The organism is Nonomuraea sp. NPDC002799 (genome assembly GCF_053592075.1).
Map to the genome: position 1 here is coordinate 60,648 of NZ_JBSFVA010000030.1, position 21,410 is coordinate 82,057.

General features: G+C 70.5%; 18 protein-coding genes. 13 read left to right on the forward strand and 5 right to left on the reverse strand.

The genetic code is table 11. The features are described 5' to 3' along the window. The first annotated feature begins 27 nt into the window (after positions 1–27). The 8 genes from folP to ACWD0F_RS38480 all read left to right on the forward strand — a co-directional run bounded on the left by folP (position 28) and on the right by ACWD0F_RS38480 (position 9,578). Complete coding sequence (folP, locus tag ACWD0F_RS38445) at positions 28–888, forward strand: dihydropteroate synthase (RefSeq protein WP_449885303.1); 861 nt, start codon at positions 28–30, stop codon at positions 886–888. Next, positions 885–1,586, forward strand: coding sequence for a hypothetical protein (locus ACWD0F_RS38450; RefSeq protein WP_449885305.1), 702 nt, complete (start codon positions 885–887; stop codon positions 1,584–1,586). Before folP ends, ACWD0F_RS38450 begins: the two co-directional genes overlap by 4 nt. A 93-nt stretch (positions 1,587–1,679) precedes the next feature. Continuing rightward, entirely contained in the window at positions 1,680–2,366 is a 687-nt protein-coding gene (locus tag ACWD0F_RS38455) for a TetR/AcrR family transcriptional regulator (protein WP_449885308.1), read from the forward strand. Between the two features lie 183 nt (positions 2,367–2,549). Then, positions 2,550–4,997 carry a CaiB/BaiF CoA transferase family protein gene (locus ACWD0F_RS38460; RefSeq protein WP_449885311.1) on the forward strand — a complete coding sequence of 816 codons (2,448 nt, stop codon included), beginning with the start codon at positions 2,550–2,552 and terminating at the stop codon, positions 4,995–4,997. A gap of 122 nt (positions 4,998–5,119) precedes the next feature. Beyond that, positions 5,120–6,109 (forward strand): DUF2889 domain-containing protein, encoded by a 990-nt coding sequence (locus ACWD0F_RS38465; RefSeq protein ID WP_449885314.1) that lies wholly within the window; start codon positions 5,120–5,122, stop codon positions 6,107–6,109. Positions 6,110–6,137: 28 nt separating this feature from the next. Beyond that, positions 6,138–7,268, forward strand: coding sequence for an amidohydrolase family protein (locus ACWD0F_RS38470; protein ID WP_449885316.1), 1,131 nt, complete (start codon positions 6,138–6,140; stop codon positions 7,266–7,268). A 2-nt stretch (positions 7,269–7,270) separates the two neighbouring features. Further along, the gene (locus ACWD0F_RS38475; protein WP_449885319.1) at positions 7,271–7,516 is read left to right on the forward strand and encodes a hypothetical protein; all 246 of its coding nucleotides are present in this window, start codon (positions 7,271–7,273) and stop codon (positions 7,514–7,516) included. Between the two features lie 13 nt (positions 7,517–7,529). Next, the gene (locus ACWD0F_RS38480; protein WP_449885322.1) at positions 7,530–9,578 is read left to right on the forward strand and encodes a tannase/feruloyl esterase family alpha/beta hydrolase; all 2,049 of its coding nucleotides are present in this window, start codon (positions 7,530–7,532) and stop codon (positions 9,576–9,578) included. 103 nt (positions 9,579–9,681) lie between these two features. Here ACWD0F_RS38480 and ACWD0F_RS38485 read toward each other — a convergent pair whose 3' ends face one another. Beyond that, positions 9,682–10,479 carry a thioesterase family protein gene (locus ACWD0F_RS38485; protein WP_449885325.1) on the reverse strand — a complete coding sequence of 266 codons (798 nt, stop codon included), beginning with the start codon at positions 10,477–10,479 and terminating at the stop codon, positions 9,682–9,684. A gap of 281 nt (positions 10,480–10,760) precedes the next feature. Here ACWD0F_RS38485 and ACWD0F_RS38490 point away from each other — a divergent pair, with 281 nt between their 5' ends. After that, positions 10,761–12,917 (forward strand): acyl-CoA dehydrogenase, encoded by a 2,157-nt coding sequence (locus tag ACWD0F_RS38490; protein WP_449885327.1) that lies wholly within the window; start codon positions 10,761–10,763, stop codon positions 12,915–12,917. 40 nt (positions 12,918–12,957) lie between these two features. On the opposite strand, the gene ACWD0F_RS38495 is transcribed toward ACWD0F_RS38490, so the two are convergent. Next, the gene (locus tag ACWD0F_RS38495) at positions 12,958–14,202 is read right to left on the reverse strand and encodes an acyl-CoA dehydrogenase family protein (protein ID WP_449885330.1); all 1,245 of its coding nucleotides are present in this window, start codon (positions 14,200–14,202) and stop codon (positions 12,958–12,960) included. A gap of 104 nt (positions 14,203–14,306) precedes the next feature. Here ACWD0F_RS38495 and ACWD0F_RS38500 point away from each other — a divergent pair, with 104 nt between their 5' ends. After that, positions 14,307–15,065 (forward strand): SDR family oxidoreductase, encoded by a 759-nt coding sequence (locus ACWD0F_RS38500; protein ID WP_449885333.1) that lies wholly within the window; start codon positions 14,307–14,309, stop codon positions 15,063–15,065. 9 nt (positions 15,066–15,074) lie between these two features. Here ACWD0F_RS38500 and ACWD0F_RS38505 read toward each other — a convergent pair whose 3' ends face one another. Next, positions 15,075–15,860 carry a FadR/GntR family transcriptional regulator gene (locus tag ACWD0F_RS38505; RefSeq protein WP_449885336.1) on the reverse strand — a complete coding sequence of 262 codons (786 nt, stop codon included), beginning with the start codon at positions 15,858–15,860 and terminating at the stop codon, positions 15,075–15,077. 91 nt (positions 15,861–15,951) lie between these two features. On the opposite strand from ACWD0F_RS38505, the gene ACWD0F_RS38510 reads away from it, so the two are divergent. Genes ACWD0F_RS38510 through ACWD0F_RS38520 form a run of 3 tightly spaced genes read left to right on the forward strand, consistent with a single transcriptional unit; the run spans position 15,952 to position 18,960 of the window. After that, positions 15,952–17,490, forward strand: a complete 1,539-nt coding sequence (locus ACWD0F_RS38510; RefSeq protein WP_449885339.1) for an AMP-binding protein — start codon at positions 15,952–15,954, stop codon at positions 17,488–17,490. A 44-nt stretch (positions 17,491–17,534) separates the two neighbouring features. After that, the gene (locus ACWD0F_RS38515; RefSeq protein ID WP_449885341.1) at positions 17,535–18,629 is read left to right on the forward strand and encodes an acyl-CoA dehydrogenase family protein; all 1,095 of its coding nucleotides are present in this window, start codon (positions 17,535–17,537) and stop codon (positions 18,627–18,629) included. Between the two features lie 10 nt (positions 18,630–18,639). Further along, the gene (locus ACWD0F_RS38520; RefSeq protein ID WP_449885344.1) at positions 18,640–18,960 is read left to right on the forward strand and encodes a hypothetical protein; all 321 of its coding nucleotides are present in this window, start codon (positions 18,640–18,642) and stop codon (positions 18,958–18,960) included. A 1-nt stretch (position 18,961) separates the two neighbouring features. Here ACWD0F_RS38520 and ACWD0F_RS38525 read toward each other — a convergent pair whose 3' ends face one another. Both ACWD0F_RS38525 and ACWD0F_RS38530 read right to left on the reverse strand, forming a co-directional pair. Continuing rightward, the gene (locus ACWD0F_RS38525; protein ID WP_449885346.1) at positions 18,962–20,350 is read right to left on the reverse strand and encodes an amidohydrolase family protein; all 1,389 of its coding nucleotides are present in this window, start codon (positions 20,348–20,350) and stop codon (positions 18,962–18,964) included. Next, positions 20,344–21,408: an enoyl-CoA hydratase/isomerase family protein gene (locus tag ACWD0F_RS38530; RefSeq protein ID WP_449885349.1), complete on the reverse strand. Its 1,065-nt coding sequence runs from the start codon at positions 21,406–21,408 to the stop codon at positions 20,344–20,346. Before ACWD0F_RS38530 ends, ACWD0F_RS38525 begins: the two co-directional genes overlap by 7 nt. Between the last annotated feature and the right edge of the window lie 2 nt (positions 21,409–21,410).

Consider the following 21,410-nt stretch of genomic DNA (forward strand, 5'->3'; position numbering starts at 1 on the left):
GCCGGAATACGCCACCCTGGTAAGCGGATGACGCTCGTGCTTGGCGCCCGGGCCTTCAACGAGGCGCCGCTCGTCATGGCGATCGTCAACCGGACCCCTGATTCCTTCTACGACAAGGGTGCGACCTTCGCTCGGGAGGAGGCGATGCGGCGGGTGGACCAGGTGGTCGCCGAGGGCGCGGACATCGTCGACATCGGCGGAGTCAAGGCCGCTCCCGGTGCCGAGGTGGACGTATGCGAGGAGATCGAGCGCACCGCGCCGTTCGTCGCCGAGGTCCGTGAGCGCCATCCGGGGCTGGTCATCAGCGTGGACACCTGGCGGCACGAGGTGGGCCGCGAGGTGTGCAAAGCGGGCGCCGACCTGCTCAACGACGCGTGGGGAGGCGCCGACCCGCGACTGGCCGAGGTCGCGGCCGAATACGGTGCCGGACTGGTGTGCACGCACGCCGGCGGGCTCGCGCCGCGCACCCGTCCCCACCGCGTCGAGTACGACGACGTGGTGGCCGACGTCATCGCCCGCACCACCGCACTGGCCGAGCGGGCGGTGGCGGCCGGGGTGGCGCGCGAGCGCATCCTGATCGATCCGGCCCACGACTTCGGCAAGAACACCTGGCACTCGCTGGAGGTGACCCGCCGCGTCGAAGAACTGGTGGCGACGGGCTGGCCGGTGCTGATGTCACTGTCCAACAAGGACTTCGTGGGCGAGTCGCTCGGCCTGCCCGTGGATCAGCGGGTGACGGGCACCCTCGCCGTCACCGCTCTGTGTGCCTGGCAGGGGGCGCTCGTGTTCCGCGCCCACAACGTCGCCGAGACGCGGCAGGTCCTGGACATGGTGGCGGTCGTCCGCGGCGTCCGGCCGCCCGCGCGCACCGTACGCGGGCTGGCATGATCGTCGCGGCGGCCACCGTGCCCGGGGCACCCCTGCTGCTGCCAGGACTCACCGGCCGGCCCGTCCCCGAGGCGGACAAGGCGCGGCAGGCGATGGCCGGAGCCGTGGCCACCCTGCTCGATCAGGGGGCCGAGGAGTTGATCGTGGTAGGGGGCGCGCCCACCACCATGACCTATCTCGACGATGCCCTGGGGCCGGAAGGTCGCCTGGCTCCCGGCGTGGCCCGTCGTCCCTCTGAGGGAGGGCGGCTGGTGTTGCCACTGTCGCTCGCCGTCGGCCGCTCACTCCTGGCAGGATGCGCGGTGCCGTGGGTGCTTCAAGGCGTCGGACGGGTGGCATCGCGCGATCACTGTCGCGGCCTCGGTGCCCGAATCGGGGCACGGGCACGTTCCACCGGGCTGCTGGTGGTCGCCGACGGCAGCGCCAGGCGTGGGGAGAAGGCTCCCGGCCACCTCGACCCCGGAGCCGTGCGTCTAGACACCGTGATCGCGGACGCACTCGGCTCGGCCGACCCGTGCCGTCTGCTGGATTTCGACGCCGACCAATGCGAGAGCGCCTTGGTCGCCGGACGGGCGGCCTGGCAGGTCATGGCAGGGGCCTGCGAAGGAGAGCGCTGGCTGGCGCATGTCCTGTACGAGGACGATCCGTTCGGTGTGGCCTACTGGGTGATCACGTGGACGCGACACGCGCTCCTCTAGCCACAAATCAGATCTATATATATTCTGATTTTCCGTAAGGCGGTAGGAGAGAGGTGGTCCCCATGACCGTCGCCGGCCGCCGTTATCCTGTTGGTGAACGCCAGCCGTGCGGTCGAGGTCCGCGGAGAGGGGGCCGGGCTCGTGCACGAGGGTGCCTCCGAGCGGGAGCGGATCATGACGGCCGCCTACCGGTGCCTGATCGCCCGCAACGGGGAGAGCGTGCCGGTCACCGAGATCCTGGCCAAAGCGGGGTTGTCGACGCGGGCGTTCTACCGTCACTTCGACTCCAAGGACAGCCTGTTCCTCGCGCTGTTCAGGCGCGACAGCGAGCGGGTGCTCGCCGAGCTGCAGTCGGCGTCGACCAGGGCGGCCTCGCCTGCCGACGCCCTGCGCGAATGGGTCGAGGGCTTCATGCGTCTGCCTGCGGAGCCCAGACGCCGCAGGCGAGTCCTGGCGCTGACGTCCCCCGAGGTCCAGCATGCCGGGGGATATGCGTCGGAGCTCGCCCGGTTCATGGCCGCCCAGGAGGCGGCGCTGGCGCAGATCCTGCACCGCGGTCTGGACGACGGCTCCTTCCCGTGGGCCGAGCCGGAGGCGGATGCCCGCGCCATCCGGGCGGTCCTCGGCCAGGCGTTCGACGAGCAGATGAGGAGGTCGGCCACCCGGAGCGCGGCCGACGCCGCCGCACACGTCGTCGCCTTCGCCTATCGCGCGCTCGGCATGCGGCGGCAGCAGCCTGCCACGCCGGACTCGTGTCAGACGGCCGGATCGGCCATCTGACACCCACCCTCACCGCTGAGCACCACCTGCACCGGTCGGTCGTGTCTCCACGTGCCGGATGACGCCGGTCCCCTTCGGTCCGGCCGGATGAGGCCGATGGCCGTCCCCGCCGTTCCAGCGAACGCCTGACGTGTCAGACGTTCCCGAATCGAAAATAGCGTTTTCGATCAGGAGGTAGTCGTGGTGAGTTCGACTCCGGATCCCGTTCAGCAGCAAGGGCCCTTGGCAGGGCTGTCGGTCGTCGATCTGTCGACCACCGCTCCAGGGGCGTTCGCGACGCAGTTCCTCGCCGACGCGGGGGCGGACGTCGTCCACGTGGAGCCGCCGGGAGGCAGCCCCATGCGTCGCACAGCGGGCTGGCCCGCTCTGGCTCGCGGCAGCCGCAGCGTGGTGCTCGACCTGCGGCAGGATCGCGCGACCCTCGATGGCCTGATCTCCGATGCCGACGTCTTGGTCACCACTCTGCGCCCACAGGCGGCGGAGGGACTCGGCCTGACGCCGGAGAACTTGGCGCGGCTGAACCCGCGGCTGGTGAGCGCCGCGATCACCGGCTGGGGTCCGGCGGGGCCGTGGAGCCGGCTCAAGGGCTACGAGGGCCTGGTGATGGCCAAGCTCGGCATGTTCGGAGTCAAGCGGCGCATCGCCCCGCGCCCTGGCCCCGCTTTCGTCTCGGTGCCCTTCGCCTCGTGGGGCGCGGCGCACACCGCCGTACACGGGATCCTGGCCGCACTGCTGGAGCGGGAGTCCAGCGGGGTCGGCCAGCATGTGGCGGCAGACCTGGTCAGGGGCGTGGGCGCCATGGACACCTGGAACTGGTTCATGGGCCTGGTCGGGCAGCGGTGGCCGGACGCCTTCGAGATCGTCCCCGCTTACACCGACGACGCCCAGCCCCTCGGCAAGCTGGTCTACGCCCTCCTGCTGGCTCCCACCAAGGACGACGTGTGGCTGCAGTTCGCCCAGGTCGAGCCCAGGTTGTTCATGGGGCTGCTGAAGGAGCTGGACCTGCTCAGCCTGCTGGCGGACCCCAAATGGAAGGGGTTCCCCGAGTTCGAGCGTCAGGAGCTCCGTACCGAGTTCTGGGAGATCATGCTCAAGAGAGTCGGCGAGCGGACGCTGGAGGAGTGGCAACGGGTCTTCGACACCAATCCCGACATCAGCGCCGAGGCGTTCGTCACGGCCGGGCAGGCGCTCGGCCACCCGCAGCTCCAGTACGACGGGCGCGTCGTCACCGGCGACGACCCGGATCTGGGACCGGTACGGCAGCCGTCCACGCTCGTGCACGCCGACGACGCGCCGCTGATGCCCCCGCGCCCCGCCCCGAGGCTCGACGAACACGGCGAGGAGATCAGGGCGCAGGCCCGCATGCCCGCAGTCCCGGATGCGGCCGAAGCCCCTTCGGGTGAACTGCCCCTGGCCGGGGTGACGATTCTTGAGCTCGGACTGATGTACGCCGCCCCGTACGGCGCGACCCTGCTCACCGACCTCGGCGCGCGCGTCATCAAGATCGAGAGCCTCACCGGCGACACCATCAGGGGTGTCGCGGAGTTCCCTGAGGCGGGCGGCGCCAAGGTCATGCAGGGCAAGGAGAGCATCGCGCTGGATCTGGGCACCGAGGAGGGCCTGCGGATCGTTCATGAGATCGCCCGCCGCGCCGATGTCGTCCTGCAGAGCTTCAGGGCCGGGGCTGCCGAGCGCGCCAAGGTCGACGCGGCGACGCTGAAGGCGCTTAATCCTCGTCTGGTCTACGTCCAGGCCCCCGGCTACGGCACCGCCGGTCCGTACGGCGCCAGGCCGGCCTACGCGCCGTCGATCGGTGCGGCCTCCGGCGTCGCGCTCACCGACGCCCCGCATGCCGCGTTCGGCACCGGGTCCATCGGGGAGATCAGGGCCTCCTCGGCGCGCCTGTTCGCCGCCGCCGCGGTCATCCCCCTTCAGGCCGACGGGATCGCCGCACTCGGCGTGGCCTCGACCATCCTGCTCGGGCTGCTCGCCATCCGGCGCGGGCGCCGGATGGGAACGCTGACCACCACGATGCTCGCCACCGCGTCGCACGCCCTGATCGACCGCGTCGTCGACTACGAGGGCTGCCCTGGCTCTCCCGCCGTCGATCCCGGCATCCACGGCTTCTGCGCGCTCTACCGGCTCTACCAGGCCGCCGACGGCTGGGTCTTCCTCGCCGCCCCGGCGGAGAAAGAATGGCAGGACCTGACCGCCGCGCTCAAGCCGTACTCCGCGCTGGCCGACGATGGGCGCTTCGCCAGCGCCGCGGGGCGGCGCGAGCACGATGAGGAACTGACGGCGGCGCTCGCGGAGATCTTCGCCGGGCTTCCCGCGGCTGAGTGGGAGGAACGGCTCACCGCGGCCGCGGTGGGCTGCGTCGCCGTGACCGAGGAGCCGCCCGAGCTTGTGCTGCAGAGCGATCTCAGCATGGAGGCCGGGTATTGCGCCGTCGCGCACAGCCCCATCTTCGACGAGCACCGCAGGCCGGCGCCGACCGTGAGCTTCTCCCGATCCGCCACCCAGGCCAAGGGCGGCTGCCTGTCGGGCGAGCACACCGACGCGATCCTGCGCGAGCTGGGCCACACCGAGGAGGAGATCGCGGGAATGCGCGAGCGCGGTGTCGTCGCCTGACCGTTGACAAAGCGGAACTTCCGCCACACGATGAAAACGACGTTTTCATAGGGAGAGGTTCTGAAACCCATGCCCCGCATTTCGGATGTGCCGCGGTTCGCGCCGCGAGGGCGTAGCCGGTCATGACGTCTCGGCTGCACCCCAGACATGGCATCCACGAACCGGTCGCGGGCACGCCGGCGCGACGTCCCGGCTCGCTGCGCCGTACCGCGACCGTGGACATGCTGCGGCCGGACGGGCTGTTCGGGCCGCTGATGCTGGCCGGGCGCGGGCGTGACCTGCTGACGGACGGCACGGGCGCGGGGCAGGTGGTCGCTCGCGCATTCTGTGAGGGGACGATCGACTACCTGAGCGGGCGCACGCTGACCACTCTGAAGACCGATCCCGAGCGGCCCGGTCTCCAGGAACTGCTGGGGGCACGGGTGGCGTCGGGGTTCCGCGCCGCGCTCGACGCCGCGGATCCGGATCTGATCGGTGACCACGACCTGCTCTATCTGCTCCTGGACGACTTCCCCGTCACTGCGCTGGTCTCAGGACACGCCATCGGAGCGGGCATCGACCGTGCCGGGCGGCCCGCCCTGCCGGTCATGGCAGGGCGGCCGCGGTTCTACGGCGGGCTCTGCGCCGGCTTCGCCGACGGAGGCACGATCATGACGGGCGTCGAGCGGGACGGATACCCGCCCACCGTCACCGGGCCGGACGCGCCGTCCCTGGCCGAGCCGTCCGACCCGCTCGCCTGGCACGACATGCCTTCCCTGCCCGCCCATGCCATGCGCAGGACCCGCCGCCTGGACGTCACGGACGGCGCCGTCGAGGCCGTCTTCCGCGATTCCTACGTGCGCCCGGACGGCGTCGAAACGATCATCCACGAGTACACCCTTGAGGCCGTGCTCGAGGGAGACGTGGTCGCCCGCTGTGAGGCCCGCCCGAGAGTGCTGCCCTGGGTCGAGTGCCCCGTCGCCGCCGCCAGCGCCGGGCGGCTGGCGGGGCAGCCGCTGGCCGGGCTGCGCAAGCACGTCAGAGACACCTTCACCGGGGTCCCCACCTGCACGCACCTGAACGACATGCTCAGAGCCCTGGAGGACGTTCCCTCCCTGCTCGCCGCACTGTGACATCCCTCTGTGAAAAAGGAGAGAAGAGATGGAAAAGATCTGGGCGAACTCGGGCGACTCCCACTTCCTGGAGCCCGAGTCGTTGTGGCGCGAGAACCTGCCCCCTCACCTGGCCGAACTGGTGCCGAGGTCGGAGCGGGACCCCGACGGCCAGTGGGAGACGGTCCACATCGACGGAATGTCCTTCCGTCGTAAGCTGCCCACCGGCAAGCAGCTGGAGTTCCTGGAGGCCTCCAACCGGGCGCCCGGCGCACGTGACATCGGCCTGCGCCTGAAGGATCTCGACAACGAGGGCATCTGGGCCGAGCTGGTCTTCCCGTCACTCGGCATGTGGAGCTCGTCCCTCCGCACGCCCGAGGTCATTCGCGAGGCGCTGCGCGTCAGCAACGACTGGGCCTGGGAGACGATCGAGAAGGCCTCACCCCGCCTGGTGACGACCGCGCAGGTCTCCACCCTCGTCATCGAGGACGCCGTGGCGGAGCTCGAGCGGGTCGCCGAGATCGGATACCGGGCCGTGTTCATGCCCGTCACCCCGCATCCCCTGCAGAAGGACTACAACCAGGACGTCTGGGAGCCGTTCTGGGCGGCGGCCGAGGCCGCGAACATCGTCATCGCCTTCCACATCGGCACCGACCCGATCAACCTGTCCTCCAAGGCCGGGCCCGGCATCATGTACCGGGGTCCCGGCGGCGCCGTGCTCAACTACACCGAGACGACCTTCGGCGGGCAGCGCGCGGTGATGAAGCTGGTGGCCTGCGGCGCGCTCGACCGGCACCCCGACCTCAAGGTCCTGGTCTCGGAGGGTGGTGCCACGTGGGTGCCGTTCGTCGCCGACCGCATGGAGGAGGGGTACCGGCAGCACGCGATGGCCGTCCGGCCCAAGCTGAGCCGCTCGCCGCGAGAGATCATCTACTCCCAGGTGTACGCCTCCTTCCAGCATGACGAGTCCGCCGTCGCCGCGTGCACGGCGATGGGCTTCAACAACGTGATGTGGGGGAGCGACTACCCGCACATGGAGGGCACCTTCGGGCACACCCAGGAGACCTTGCACCACCTGTTCGACGACGTCGACCCGGCCGTCAGGCACCGCATCACCGTGGGCTCGTTCACCGAGCTCTTCCCCGGTACCCCGTCACTGCCGCAAACGGCGGGTGTCTGAGCATGGCCGAGGAGAGTGTGCTGTACGACTCGCCGGTCGAGTTCATGCAGAACGTGGCGTCGGCGAACGGCGCCTGCGTGGCGCAGTCGGTGATGCCCGAAGAGGACGGTAGCTACGTGTGCGCCTGCTCGTGCGATGAGTGGCTGGTCACCGCCTCCACCAGAGACGAGGGTCTGCACCTCTGTCGTCTCCACACCGGCTCGGTCACCGGAGCCGACGGCTCGCGATCCGCCCTGATCTCTCACTGACTGTGAGCACATCATGAACGAAAAAGTGCTGCCCTCACCGCACGACTACGCCCCGGCACAGAAGGGGTTCGGCCGCGCGTTCATCGACGTCGACGAGTGGAGGGAGGGGCCTGAGCCGCACCGTTTCCTGCACGGAAGATTCGAGGGCACGCAGACGCTGTTCTCCCTCTACCTGCCGCCGGCCGCCTATTACCGCGGGCGGCTGCTGCAGTACCTGGAGGGCGGGGCGGGCGGCCATGAGAACGTTCTGCAGGCGCAGGTGTTCGGCCCCGCCTGGCAGTTCGGCTACGCCTTCGGCGAGCTCGGCGCGATCCTGGCGGAGTCGAACCAGGGACATCCCCCGAACGCCGGGCACACCGGCTTCCACGACGACGTCTACCTCTTCGGCGCCAGCGCGGAAACCGCCAGGTTCGCCAAGTGGCTGGCGGAGCAACTGTACGGCGAGCCCGTCCACCACACCTACGTCTTCGGCGCGAGCGGCGGCGGGCACCGGTCGTTCCAGTGCCTGATGCGGGCCCCCGACGTCTACGACGGGGCGGTGCCCGAGGTGTTCGGGGTCAACCCGGGAGCGCACTGGTCGGCGCTCGGCAACGCCGTCAGCCTGCTGGGCGAGGACGCGCGACCGGTCCGTGACGCCCTGGAACCCGGCGGTAGCGGCGACGCCTTCGCCGGTCTGACCTTCGGCCAGCGCGAGGCGCTGCGCGACCTGTTCCACATGGGCTTCCCGCGTGACGCGGCCACCCAGCTGGCCAATCTGCCCGTCTTCCCCTTCGCGCTCTACAACACACTGGAACACAACCCCCGGTACTTCACCGACTTCTGGCACACCCGCGGGTACATCGGCGCCGACCAACCGGAACGGCTCGCCGGCCGCCTGGTCCGCACGACCACGACCGTGCGCGAGGTCACCGCGGCCTCCGAGCTGTCCTCGGAGCTGATGGTCGCCATGCAACTGGCGACGGCGGGGGCATCGCCCCAGACGCCGTACGGTGCCGTGCTCGACCACGACGACCCCGGCAGCCTGTTCATGGCCACGCTCACGATCACCTCGGGCAAGGCGGCCGGGCGGCGCATGGTCGTCGCCAACGTCGTGCACGGCCGGGTGCTCCTGCCCTTCGGCGAGAAGTGCCCCGAACTGTTCGAGGGGGTGGAGCCCGGCGACGAGGTCGAGGTCGACAACTCCGACTGGCTCGCCTTCTGCCACCTGTACCAGCACAACGTCGAGTTCAACGTCCCCGGCCTGCACGGGCTGCCGGACCGCGTCCCCGCCGGCTACGGTCGCTTCGCCGTGCATGGCCACCCCGTGCACGCGCAGACCGGCACCGCGCTGTACGACCTGGACGTGGTGGAACCTTTCCCCGGCAAGATGATCTACATAGGCGCCACTCATGACGCCTTCATCTGGCCAACCAAAGTCACACTGTTCGACCGGTACGTCCGCTATGTGCTCGGCGACGCCGCCTCGGAGCACTACCGGATGTGGTGGGTGGAGAACAGCTCGCACGCACAAGCGGAGATCGGCCTCATGTTCACCGAGGACCAGGACCCGGCGCTGTGGCGGACCAGGCTCGTCGACTACGAAGCGGTCAGCGCCGCCGCGCTCAGTGCGCTGCGCGCCTGGGTGGAGGAGGGCACCGAGCCCCCCGCCGACTCCGCCTACGACCTGAGCGCGGACATGCGACTCCTGCTGACCGGCGACGCGGCCGCAAGGGGCGGAGTCCAACCCGTCGTCCGGTTGACGGTCAACGGCGGGGAGCGCGCGGACATCCGGGCCGGTGAGTCGGTCGTGTTCGAAGGCTCAGGGGAGGTCCCGCCCGGCGGTGGCTCCATCGTCGAGGTGGCGCTGGACGCCGAGAACGCCGACGCCTGGCCCTACGTCGATACGGCACTCGACGGTGGGCGCACCGCCGTCGCCTTCACCGCCTCCCACGTCTACACGACGCCCGGCACGTATTTCCCCGTGTTCAGGGTCGGCGCCCATCGGGATGGTCATGACCGGAAGGGCGAGGCGGTCCGCAATATCGCCCGGGTCCGGGTCGTGGTCGGTCCTTCAACTGAATGACTGACCTCGGCCACGTCGTCCACCCCGGCGGCGGACGGGTCCTGTGCTCCTGAGCCGGCCGGCGCGGTCCAGAACCGCGCCGGCCGGAGCCGGATGTCGCGGGTCACCCCTGCTTACGGCGCGGGTCGGTCAACAGACCCGCCGGGCTGGCCAGCGCGGTGACCGCGCATGAGCCGAGAACCCCTGCCTGGTCGTACATGGTCGCCTGTCCGGTGGAGATGCCGTCGGCGCTCTGGTGGTCCAGCGCCTCCAGGCCGAAGAACTCACCGACCGGCGGGCGGACGAGTGAGAGCGTGAAGTCGGTGTTGATGAACCGCAGCCCGGTGGAACCAGTGTTCGTGAGCGGGCTCGCCATGTCGGCGGCCAGTGCCGCGCGTACCAGTGGGGTCGGCTCCGTGTTCGCGACGAGTGGCCACAGTTCGCGGACCCAGCACCGATGACGGCCGGCCGGAGTCCACTCCGGGGAGCCGTCGGCGCTGGATTGCCGGATGTCCATGACCGGGTTGGCCGGGGAGAGTGAGGCGTCCGGTGGGGCCTCTTCCCAGCGGGGACCGTGCCAGATCTCGCCCGGTGGGTTGCGTGAGGGACGCAGGAACACGGCGACGGCGCGTGCGACCCCCTCCCCGCCCTGGCTGATCTCCGCGTCGGCGACGCGGATACGCCCTCCCTTGCGGACCAGCGTCGTCCGCACCGCCAGCGGAGCGAAGGCGACGGTCCTGAACAGGTCCACGGTGAGGCGCGCCAGGTGAAAGTCAGACTCGGGCTGCTCCTCCTGCAGGACCTGCACGGCCAGCGCGCCGAGCAGACGCCCGCTGACCGTGTTCGGGGCCCACCCGCCGGCGGCAAGGGGTTGAGGGGCGAACAGCCCGCTCTCCCGCCGGAAGTAGGCCTGGTCGCTCACTCGCCCCGCCACACGGGCGCGCGATTGTCCGCGCTACGCGCTCGATGGCGGCTCGTCGCGATGATCATGACTCCAGTGGCGAGATCGACGAGCACTTCGTCAGACATTCGCACCTCCCGGGTGGATATAAATTAGCTCTATATATACTCTGATTTAGGACGTTGAGAAAGGCCGAGTGGCCCTTGGCCACCGTGGTTCCGACGGTCGCACGTGGCCGACGTCGACCGCCGCATCCACGAGCGCTGGCCGGTCGCGGCCGCGCCCAACAGACCGGAGGACTCATGGCCATCGCCATCAGCGACGAACACCGCGAGCTGGCCGCCACGACGCGTTCGTTCCTGCAGTCGCACAAGGCCAGAGCGGCCAACCGTGCCCTGCTGGAGGCGGAGAAGGAGACGCTGCCCGACTTCTGGACCGAGTTCGCCGATCTCGGCCTGCTCGGTCTGCACCTCCCCGAGGAACACGGCGGTGGCGGGGCGGGACTCCCCGAGCTGGTGGTCGTGGTCGAGGAACTCGGCCGCGCGCTTGCTCCGGGGCCCTTCGTGCCCACGATGGCCGCCGCCGCGGTGATCGCCCGGCGGGGGAGTGAGGAGCAGCGTGCCCGGTTTTTACCCGGAATGGCGAGCGGTGCCAGCCCGGCCGCAGTCGGCCTGAGCGGCTCGCTGTCCCTGGAGAACGGGCGAGTCAGCGGCGACGGCGGCGTGGTGCTGGGAGCGGGCCTGGCCCGCCTGCTCGTCCTGGCCGCGGGCGAGGACCTCGTGGTGCTCGACGCGGCGGCGCCGGGCGTCTCCGTCGAGGTCCCGCCGAACCTCGACCCCTCGCGCAGGTCGGCGCGTGTCCGCTTGGACGACGTCGCCGTGCGCGGCGTGATCTCCGGCGCGCGTTCCCATGCCGAGGCCGTGGCCCGCACGCTGGTAGCCGCCGAGGCCGTGGGCGGCGCCCGCGAGTGTGTCGAGACGGCGAGCGGCTATGCCAAGGTGCGCGTGCAGTTCGGACGGCCGATCGGCACCTTCCAGGCGGTCAAGCACCACTGCGCCGACATGCTCGTCGCCGCAGAGCTCGGTACGGCGGCGGTGTGGGACGCTGCGCGGGCGGCCTCGGGGCCCGAGGACCAGTTCGAGCTGGCCGCGGCCGTCGCCCTGACGCTGTCGGTGCCCGCCTTCGCCGACAACGCGCAGCTCTGCATCCAGGTGCACGGTGGCATCGGTTTCACCTGGGAGCACGACGCGCACCTCCTGCTACGCAGGGCGACCACGCTTGCGGCGATCTTCGATGCCACCGCCGGGGCCGCGGCGGTCACCCGGCTCGGCGCGGCGGGCGTGTACAGGGAGGTCAGCCTCGATCTGCCCCCTGAGGCCGAGGCCGCGCGCCCGCAGGTGCGCGCCCTCGCGGTGGAACTGGCCGCGCTGCCCACCGCCGAGCAGCGGCGCAGGCTGATCGAGACCGGCTACGTGCAGCCGCACTGGCCGCGGCCCTGGGGGCTGGCGGCGGACGCGGGCCTGCAACTGGTCATCGACGAGGAGTTCCGGGCGGCCGGCGTCAAACGCCCGCAGTACGCCATCACCGGCTGGGTGATCCTCACCCTCATCCAGCACGGCACTCAGGATCAGATCGATCGATACGTGCGCGCGGCCCTGGCGCAGGAGGAGATCTGGTGCCAGCTCTTCAGCGAGCCGGACGCGGGATCCGACGCCGCCGGGATCAAGACCAGAGGCGTGCGTGCCGACGGCGGCTGGGTGGTCAACGGCCAGAAGGTATGGACCAGCGGCGCGCAGTACTGCAAGCGCGGCCTGGCCACCGTACGCACCGACCCCGACGCGCCCAAGCACGCGGGCGTGACGATGATGGTGATCGACATGAACGCGCCGGGAGTCGAGGTGCGTCCGCTGCGGCAGATCACCGGTGGTGCGGAGTTCAACGAGGTCTTCTTCACCGATGTGTTCGTGCCCGATGCCGACGTGGTGGGCGAGCCGAACAAGGGCTGGACGGTCGCGCGGGCCACACTGGGCAACGAACGGGTCAGCATCGGCGGCGGAGTGAGCGGAGGCTACGAGCTGAACGACGTCATCGCCCTGCTGGACAAGCACGGTGACCGGCTTCCGGGCGGGGCCGTGCGGGTGGGCCGCCACCTGGCCGAGCGGCAGGCCCTGCGCCTGCTCAACCTGCGGCGGGCGGAGCGCGCGGTGGCCGGTGGCGAGCCGGGCCCCGAGGGCAATGTCACCAAGCTGGTGCTGGCGGAGCACGGTCACGAGGCCGCCGCGTTGCTGGCCGCCTTCGCCGGGCCTGAGACCGCGTTCGCCGATGGGCTGGGCAGGGCGGCCGGACTGATGACCCTGGGCACCAGGGGCATGTCCATCGCGGGCGGCAGCTCGGAGATCACCCGCAACCAGATCGCCGAGCGCATTCTCGGCCTGCCCCGTGATCCGTTGATCAAGTAGCCGTGGAGAAGGGCGGTTCAGCGAACCGCCCTCTCCCTTGTCAGCGGCTCTGCGTGCCGATCCTCAGCTCGCGGTACGGAATATCCTTGCTCGGATCCGCGTCCCTCGGCAGCCCCAGGACCTGCTCGGCGATCACGTTGCGCTGAATCTCGTCCGTGCCGCCGCCGATCGTGCCCGCGAAGCTCCAGTAGAAGGCGGCGTGGACGCGGCCGTCCTCGGGCGCGTCGTCCCCAGCGAGCGCCGCCTCCGGCCCGAGGATCCGCAGCACGAGGTCGCGGTAGCGTCGCCCGTGCTCACTCATGGCCAGCTTCATCGTGGAGGCCTCGGGGCCCGGAGTGTGTCCCCCGGCCGCCTTCACGCGCAGGACCGTCAGCCGCAGCAGCTCGGCGTGCACGTAGAAGTCGGCCAGCTCCTGGCGCAGGGCCGCGTCGGAGGTCAGGCCGCGCTCCCTGACCAGACGAATCATCTGGTCGGGGGACAGGAAGAAGCCCGTCCGCTCGGCCGGGGCGGGGGCGGCGAGCAGGTCGCCGACCAGCCGGTCGAGGTTGCCGGTCCTGCGGCCGGCCTCCACCGTCCGCAGGCCTGGGACCGGCTCGCCGCCCAGGCCGCCGCGTTCAAGGGCCAGCGTCGTACGGGCGACCCGCCATCCGTCGTCCACCTGGCCCACCACGCAGTCGGCGGGGACCCTCGCCTCATTGAGGAACACCTCGCAAAAGTGCGCGTCGCCGCTCATCTGCCGCAGCGGGCGCACCTCCACACCGGGCTGGTCCATGTCGATGATGAAGTAGGTGATGCCGCGATGCTTGGGCACGTCCAGGTTGGTCCTGGCCAGGAGCATCCCGCGATCCGCCGTCATGGCTCCGGAGCTCCAAACCTTCTGGCCGGTCACCACCCACTCATCGCCCTGTGCGACGGCGCGGGTGGATAGGCCGGCCAGGTCGGACCCGGCTCCGGGTTCGCTGAAGAGCTGGACCCAGGCCTCTTCGCCACGGGCGAGCGGGGGCAGGAACCGCGCCTGCTGCTCGGCTGTCCCATGAGCGAGCAGCGTCCCGCCCCCCAGCGCCTGACCGACGCCCGCAGGCGCGCCGATGGCGGCCGCCACACCCAGTTCGCGCATGATCAGACGTGTGTCGTCCCGCGGCAGCCCCAGGCCGCCCATGCCCTCCGGCCACGAGGGGAAGGCATACCCGCGGGCGGACAGGCGGCGCCACCATTCGCCCAGCGTGATCGACTCGGCCCAGTTCTCGCGCAGCCACGCGCGGACCTGCTCGGGCGACGGGCTCATCAGGCTCCCTCGATTCGGTGGAGAATCGACCATAAATCCGGCTACTGATTCTACTCTTAAATGGCTAGAGTGTCTTGCAGCGGACCGAAAGGAGATGCATTCCCATGGAGATCGCGGGCAAGAAAGCCATGGTCGTCGGCGGGGCGTCGGGGATGGCTCGGGCGACGGCCGAGCTCCTGCGCGAGAAGGGGGCCGAGGTCGCGATCCTGGACCTGCCCACGTCGCAGGGGGCGAAGGTCGCGGCGGAGCTCGGTGGGAGCTTTCACGCCTGCGACATCACCGACGCGGCCGGCGTGGAAGCGGCGATCGACGAGGCCGCCGCCACTCTCGGGGCAATGCACATCGCGGTCAACACGGCGGGCGGAGGCATGGCCAAGCGGACGCTGACCAAGGAAGGGCCCCACCCGCTGGAGGAGTTCCGCAGGGTGGTCGAGCTCAACCTGATCGGCACCTTCAACCTCAACAGGCTGCAGGCGTGGAAGATGAAGGACAACGAGCCCGAGGACGGCGAGCGCGGCGTCATCGTCAACACCTCCTCCATCGCCGCCTTCGAAGGCCAGATCGGCCAGGTGGCTTACAGCGCGGCCAAGGGCGGCATCGCCGCGATGGCGTTGGCCATGGCGCGCGACTTGGGGAGCATGGGCATCAGGGTCGTCGCGATCGCGCCGAGCCTGTTCAGCACGGGCATCACGCACGGGATCCCGGAGGAGTTCGCCAAGGCGCTGACCCGCGACGCCGCCTTCCCCAAGCGGATGGGCAAGCCGGCGGAGTACGCCCGCCTCGCCTTGGCGATCATCGACAACCCGATGCTCAACGGCGGGACGGTGCGGCTGGACGGCGGTCAGCGCTTCGCTCCCAAGTAGGCCCACGCATCACGAATAGAGGTCCACGGGCTCCTGGCTGCTCGCGCCCTTGGCTGTGTAGGACATCTGGAGGCTCCAATGCGCCCGTGTGCCTTCGACGTCGCCGGCCTCCACCAGTTTGTAGAACTTGCGATAGGAGCGGACCGCTCGCTTGCGATCCTCGCTCTTGGCGAGCGCGCCGGTGCGGCGGTAGAACTGGGTGACGACCTCGTGCAGGAGTCTGGCGAAGATGGACAGCGAGGCGTTGCCCGCGTGCTCGGCTATCTTCTCGTGCACCTGGGCTGCCGCCTCGCCGAACGCCACCCCGTCGTCGGCGTTGGCGGCGTTGGCCGCCGCCTCGATGGCCGCCTTCAGGTCGGCCAGCGCCAGGTCGGTGCGGTTGGCGGCCAGCATGCCCGCGAGCTGCGGCTCGATGGCTGCACGGGCGTCGTAGACGTCACCCATGGTGACGCTCTCGATCTGCAGCAGCAGCGCGAACATCCGTGCGATGTGCTCCACCGTCGGCCGGGTCACCCGCGGGCCGCCATGCCGGCCGCGCACCACTGTGACCAGACCCTCGGACTCCAGGATGCGCAGGGCTTCACGCAGGGTGGTCCTGGCGATCCCGAAGACCTCCATCAGCTCGTCCTCGGCGGGGAAACGATCCCCGGGCTGCAGCTCGCCGCGGGCGATCTGGGACCTGATGGAGCTCGCGACCAGTTCGGAGGTTCGTGCGCTGCGTTCGACGGGCCGTGGAACCCGCATCGGCTCCACGGCGGGGGTGGAGCTGGAATTGCCGGCGGATCCCGATGTCATGCGGCCTCCTTGAGACACCGATACTTTCCTGTCAACTCCAGAATAACAGCGTAATCATTAGGTTATTTCTAGTGTAGATGAGGAGCCGCCGATGCATCCGGCAGCGTTCGCCGTGTCCGCCCCCGACCGCCCAGCCGTGATCATGGGAGGAAGCGGTGAGGTCGTCGTCTACGGTGAGATGATCGCACGGGCTAACCGCCTCGGCCGGCTTTTACGCAGCCTCGGGTTGCCCCGCGGCGGGGTGCTCGCCGTCCTCATGGAGAACCATCCGCGTTACCTGGAGATCCTCTGGGCCGCCCAGTCCTGCGGCCTGCGGTACACCACGGTCAACTCCCACCTCACCGTGGAGGAAGCGGCCTACATCGTCGACGACAGCGATGCCACCGTACTGATCTCCTCGCTGGCCTCCGCGGACGTCGCCGGGCAGCTCGACGCGCGCCGGGCGCCCAAGTTACGCGCGAGACTGCTGGTGGACGGCACCCTGCCCGGCTGGCAGTCGTACGAGAGCACGCTGGCCGGTCAGTCCGATGCCCCGGTCGCCGACGCATGCGAGGGCGCGTTCATGCTCTACTCCTCCGGAACGACCGGCCGCCCCAAGGGCATCGCCAGGCCGATGGGCTTCGAGCCGCTGGGTGAGGGGACGCCCGGGGTGGAGACGTTCCTGCGGATGCTCGGACTGACGGAGGGTGACGTCTACCTCTGCCCCGCGCCGCTCTATCACGCGGCCCCGCTCGGATGGTCCATGGCAGCGCACCGACTGGGCGCCACCGTCGTGGTGATGGAACGGTTCGACGCCGCCCACGCCCTGGAATTGATCGAATTGCACCGGGTGACGCACGCGCAGTTCGTACCCACCATGTTCGTCCGCATGACCAAGCTGCCCGAGCAGGTGCGTTCCCGGTTCGACCTGTCCAGCCTGCGCGCGGTCGTGCATGCCGCGGCGCCCTGCCCGGTGGAGGTCAAACGCGCCATGATCGAGTGGTGGGGGCCGATCGTGCACGAGTACTACTCCTCCACCGAGGCGGTCGGCTTTACCTTCATTACCGCGCAGGAGTGGCTGCGCCGGCCCGGATCCGTCGGAAAGGCCCTGGTCGGACAGCCGCACATCCTCGACGACGCGGGCAGGGAACTGCCGCCGGGCGAGGTCGGCACGGTGTGGTTCAGTGAGATCGCGGACTTCGCCTATCACAAGGACCCGGAAAAATCGGCGCAGGTTCGGCGTCCGGACGGGGCAGCCACCGTGGGCGACATCGGCTACCTCGACGATGAGGGGTACCTCTACCTGACCGACAGAAAGAACTACGTGATCATTTCTGGCGGCGTGAACCTCTATCCCAGGGAGATCGAGGACGTCCTCGTCACGCATCCGAAGGTGATCGACGTCGCCGTGCTCGGGGTGCCCGACGCCGATCTCGGCGAGACGGTGAAGGCGGTGGTGGAGCCCGTGAACTGGGCGGAGGCCGGTCCGGGGCTAGAGGCGGAACTGATCGCCTACTGCAGGCGGCGTCTGTCGCATCACAAATGTCCGCGCTCGGTCGACTTCGAGCGCCGGTTGCCGCGCTTGGACAACGGCAAGCTGTACAAGCGCGCCCTCGTCGAGCGCTATCGGGCCGCCCCTTCTCGCTCCTAGCAAATCCGACTATAGTTTACTCTATTAAGTGGGGAGGGTGGCGAATGGAGTTCGTCTTCACCGACGAGCAGCGCGAGCTGCGCGCCATGGTCCGCGCGTTCCTGCGCGACAGGGTGCCAGAGTCCGAGGTCAGGCGGTCGATGGAGACCCCCGAGGGGTACGACCGCGCCCTGTGGGAGCATCTCGCCCGCTTGGGCCTGACCGGGCTGGCCGTCCCCGAGGAGTACGGCGGAGCCGGCTACGGACCGGTGGAGGTCGGCATCGTGATGGAGGAGGCGGGGGCGGCGCTGCTGTGCGCGCCGTACCTGTCGACCGTGGTGCTGGCGACCACGGCCCTGCTGGAGTGCGACGACGAGGAGGTCCGTAAGGCGTACCTGCCCGGGATCGTCGAGGGATCGCTGACCGCCACCCTCGTCCTCGGCGACACGCCAGGCCCGTGCGGCCCCGGTGTGACGGCCATGCGCACGGCGCAGGGCTGGCGCCTGGACGGTGTCGTGGGTCAAGTGATCGACGGCCACACCGCCGACCTCGTCCTGGTGCTGGCGGGCTCCGCCGGGGAGCGCGCGGTGTTCGCGGTGGACGGGCAGGAGCAGAGTCTGGAGCGGGTCCCGCAGTCCACCATGGACCTCACGCGCAAGCAGGCCCGCCTGACCTTCGCGCAGACACCCGCCCGCCTGGTCCACGCCGGCGGCACGCTGAGAGCCCGGGTGCTGGCCACGGCCGGCGCTCAGCTCGCCGCCGAGCAACTGGGCGGCGCACAGCGAGCGATGGAGATGGCGGTGGAGTACGCCAAACTGCGCGTGCAGTTCGGCCGGCCGATCGGCTCGTTCCAAGCGATCAAGCACAAGTGCGCGACCATGCTGCTGAAGGTCGAGGGCGCAAGGTCGGCGGCTCACCACGCGCTGTGGACGGCCGCCGGCTCTCCGGCGGAACTGCCGCTTGCGGCCGCCGTGGCGCAGGTCGCCTGCTGGCAGGCCTTCTACCACTGTGCGGAGGAGAACATTCTCATCCACGGCGGCATCGGCTACACCTGGGAACACCCCGCCCACCTGTACTTCAAGCGCGCGGCCGCGGGCCGTTCGACGCTCGGCGACCCGGCCGCCCACCGCGAAGCGCTCGCCCATCTGCTCGGCATGTGAAGGAGACACTGTGGCACAGCCCAAGCTGAAGATCGGTTCCCGCTGGCGCAGCGTCGTCTCGGACACCGAAGTCGTGATCGTCCGCCCGCCCGCCGGGGAGGAGGTCCTGACCTGCGGGGGGACTCCCATGGTGCCTGTCGGCGACCCCGTCACGCCCGTCGCCGAGGCTCCCGGGCCGGCCGATGACGAGCCGACCCTGCTCGGCAAGCGCTACCACGACGGGTCTTCGGGGCTGCAGGTGCTGTGCAACAAGGGCGGGGAGGGGCGGCTCAGGGTGGGCGGTCGTGCGCTGGAGATGGCCGGGGCCAAGCCGCTGCCCTCGTCCGACTGAGTCACCCTGCGTAGACGACCTTCCCGTCGATCACGGTGAGCGCGACCGACACCGCGGACGGATCGGCCAGTGCCTCCGCCAGCGGTTGCCGCAGCAACACCAGGTCGGCGGGGCTGCCCAGCGTGACACGGATGGCGGGCCCGCCGGGGGAGAGCGGGTGCGAGAGCGCGCCGCCGAGGACGCGGCCCGGAGCGACCCGTTCGTCGGGGCCGAGCACGAACCCCGACGGCGTGCGGCGGTCGCGTGCGTCCGCCATCGCCTTCCACGGACTCAGCTCGCCGTAGGGGGCGTCGCTGCTCGGCGCCACGCGCACACCCGCCCGCAGCAGGCTTGCGTACCGCCACAGATCGGGCAGATCCGCCCTGTCACAGCGGTGACGATAGTCGTCGCCCCGGCGGGCGGGCAGGGTCGGCTGCGTGACAACCGTGACGCCATGGCGGGCGAGGAAGGCGACGGCGTCGTCGTCCGCGACCGCGCAGTGCTCGACCCGGTCACCGGCCAGCACCCCGGCCTCGCCGAGTGCGGCGATCGTCAGGGCGAGCGCCTCCCGCGTGACGCAGTGCAGAGCCACGGACCGCAGGGCCTGGTGAGACTCCCGCACGTCCTGGATCAGGTGATCGAGAGCCGGCAGATCGTGATCGCCGATCACGATCTTCCACGGGCCGAGTGCTGCCCGTGTGGCGCTCCCGGGCAGGTCGCGCACGCCCAGGAACGTCACATGCTGGGGCAGCCGCCCGTCGGACATGGCTCGCACGATGCGGTCGACGCCGCCTTCCCGTAATTCGGGGGTCGCCTCGGTGACGGAGGTGACGCCGTAGGAGGCCAGAGCCGCGCCGACCGCCGCCAGGTCGGGTTCGTGGGGTGGCAGGCGGTCGGCCAGCAGCGCGTCGGCCCGCCACAGCCGGCCGGTCGGGCGCCCCTCCTGGTCGCGTTCCACTCCCTCGACCAGGGGGCCGGTGTCCAGCCCGAGGCGGCGCAGACCGGCGGTGTTGACGACCCACAGCGAGCCGCCGCGGTGCTGCAGTCGCACGGGGACGTGTGGCTGCACGCGGTCGAGCGTCGCCCGGTCCACCGCGCCGTGTCTCACCTCGTCGTATCCGAGCGCCCTGATCCAGCCGTCGTGCCGTGCGGAGGCGCGGGCGATGGCACCGACGCCATGCCGCTCGTCCAGCTGTACGGACTCCAGCGCGGCCGCCGTGGCCAGCAGGTGCAGGTGGTGGTCGGTGAGGCCGGGCAGCAGGGCGCCGCCGCCGCCGTCGACCACCAGATCGCCGGCCCGGGAAGGCAATCGGGCGTGTACGGCCTGGACCTCGCGCCGCCGTATCCGGCAGTCACTTCGGCCGCGGCCCTCGATCTCGACGTCGCGCAGGACCAGGTCCGGCGTCACCACGCCGGCGTCCGTTCGACGGCGTCGACCAGGCCCCAGGCGAGGGCGCGGGAGGTGCCGACACGTGCTCCCGTCAGCGCCATCCACGCGGCCCGCCAGCGGCCTATGCGCTGGGGGACACTGACGGTGCCGCCCGCCCCCGGAACGAGACCCATCGCCACCTCGGGCAGCATGAAGAACGACTCCGGCGCTGCGCTGACGTGCTGGGCGAACAGCGGTATCTCCAGCCCGGCGCCGATGCAGGCGCCGTGCAGGCGGGCGTGGACACGGTCGCTCAGGAGGTGGACGAGCCAGCCGGGATTGCGTTCCAGGCGGACCAGGTAGGCGGCGACGTAGTCAGTGGCGGTCCCGAACTCGTCCAGGTCGCCGCCGCTGCAGAAGCCCGGCCCCACCCCTCTGAGTTCCACCTCCTTGATCCCGTCGTCGAGCAGGGCGACCTCCAGCGCCGCCACGAGATCCTCGCGCATCCGGGCGTCCATGGCGTTGCGCCGGTGCGGGCGGTCCAGGGTGATCATCAGTCGCTCGTGCTCGCGCGTGAGCCGTACTCGCTGCTCGTCCTGATCGGGGCGCGGGGTGCGGCGGACGCGCGCCGCCAGCAGCCGGGGGAACTCGGGACCGCCCAGGAGCATCGAGTAGACCGCGGCCTCGGCGGCCAGCCCGGATCGGACGTCCAATTGCGCCGTCTGTCTGAGCAGGCGGTTCAGCGCTAGAGCAGCGCCCGGTGCTTGGCGGATCGCGCAGTGGATCCGCCCGGCGGCCGCGGTGAGGTCGGGCACGCCGACGCACTCCCGGGGGAGCGCCTGTCGTTCATCCGCCACGACGAGCGACACCGTGAGCGCGCGCAGCAGGGACCGCAGCGGGTCTGGCGGCCGGGTCGTCGCCAGGCCCACCATCAGTGGGAGTCCCTGGCTCGCCGCCAGGGCCGCCGTCTCGATGACCGCGTGCGGGGCGTCCACACCGGAGTCGAGATCCACCAGCAGCAGCGGCCGGGCCGGCCGTCCCGCACCGTCGAGTTCGAGCTCGGCCCCGGGACGTCCGGCGAGGTCGGACACCGACAGCACGA

Bases quoted from the DNA above. Each gene is read 5' to 3' on its own strand.
- folP (WP_449885303.1), top strand. From the start codon at position 28: ATGACGCTCGTGCTTGGCGCCCGGGCCTTCAACGAGGCGCCGCTCGTC.
- ACWD0F_RS38450 (WP_449885305.1), top strand. From the start codon at position 885: ATGATCGTCGCGGCGGCCACCGTGCCCGGGGCACCCCTGCTGCTGCCA.
- ACWD0F_RS38465 (WP_449885314.1), top strand. From the start codon at position 5,120: ATGACGTCTCGGCTGCACCCCAGACATGGCATCCACGAACCGGTCGCG.
- ACWD0F_RS38470 (WP_449885316.1), top strand. From the start codon at position 6,138: ATGGAAAAGATCTGGGCGAACTCGGGCGACTCCCACTTCCTGGAGCCC.
- ACWD0F_RS38475 (WP_449885319.1), top strand. From the start codon at position 7,271: ATGGCCGAGGAGAGTGTGCTGTACGACTCGCCGGTCGAGTTCATGCAG.
- ACWD0F_RS38480 (WP_449885322.1), top strand. From the start codon at position 7,530: ATGAACGAAAAAGTGCTGCCCTCACCGCACGACTACGCCCCGGCACAG.
- ACWD0F_RS38490 (WP_449885327.1), top strand. From the start codon at position 10,761: ATGGCCATCGCCATCAGCGACGAACACCGCGAGCTGGCCGCCACGACG.
- ACWD0F_RS38495 (WP_449885330.1), bottom strand. From the start codon at position 14,202: ATGAGCCCGTCGCCCGAGCAGGTCCGCGCGTGGCTGCGCGAGAACTGG.
- ACWD0F_RS38500 (WP_449885333.1), top strand. From the start codon at position 14,307: ATGGAGATCGCGGGCAAGAAAGCCATGGTCGTCGGCGGGGCGTCGGGG.
- ACWD0F_RS38505 (WP_449885336.1), bottom strand. From the start codon at position 15,860: ATGACATCGGGATCCGCCGGCAATTCCAGCTCCACCCCCGCCGTGGAG.
- ACWD0F_RS38510 (WP_449885339.1), top strand. From the start codon at position 15,952: ATGCATCCGGCAGCGTTCGCCGTGTCCGCCCCCGACCGCCCAGCCGTG.
- ACWD0F_RS38515 (WP_449885341.1), top strand. From the start codon at position 17,535: ATGGAGTTCGTCTTCACCGACGAGCAGCGCGAGCTGCGCGCCATGGTC.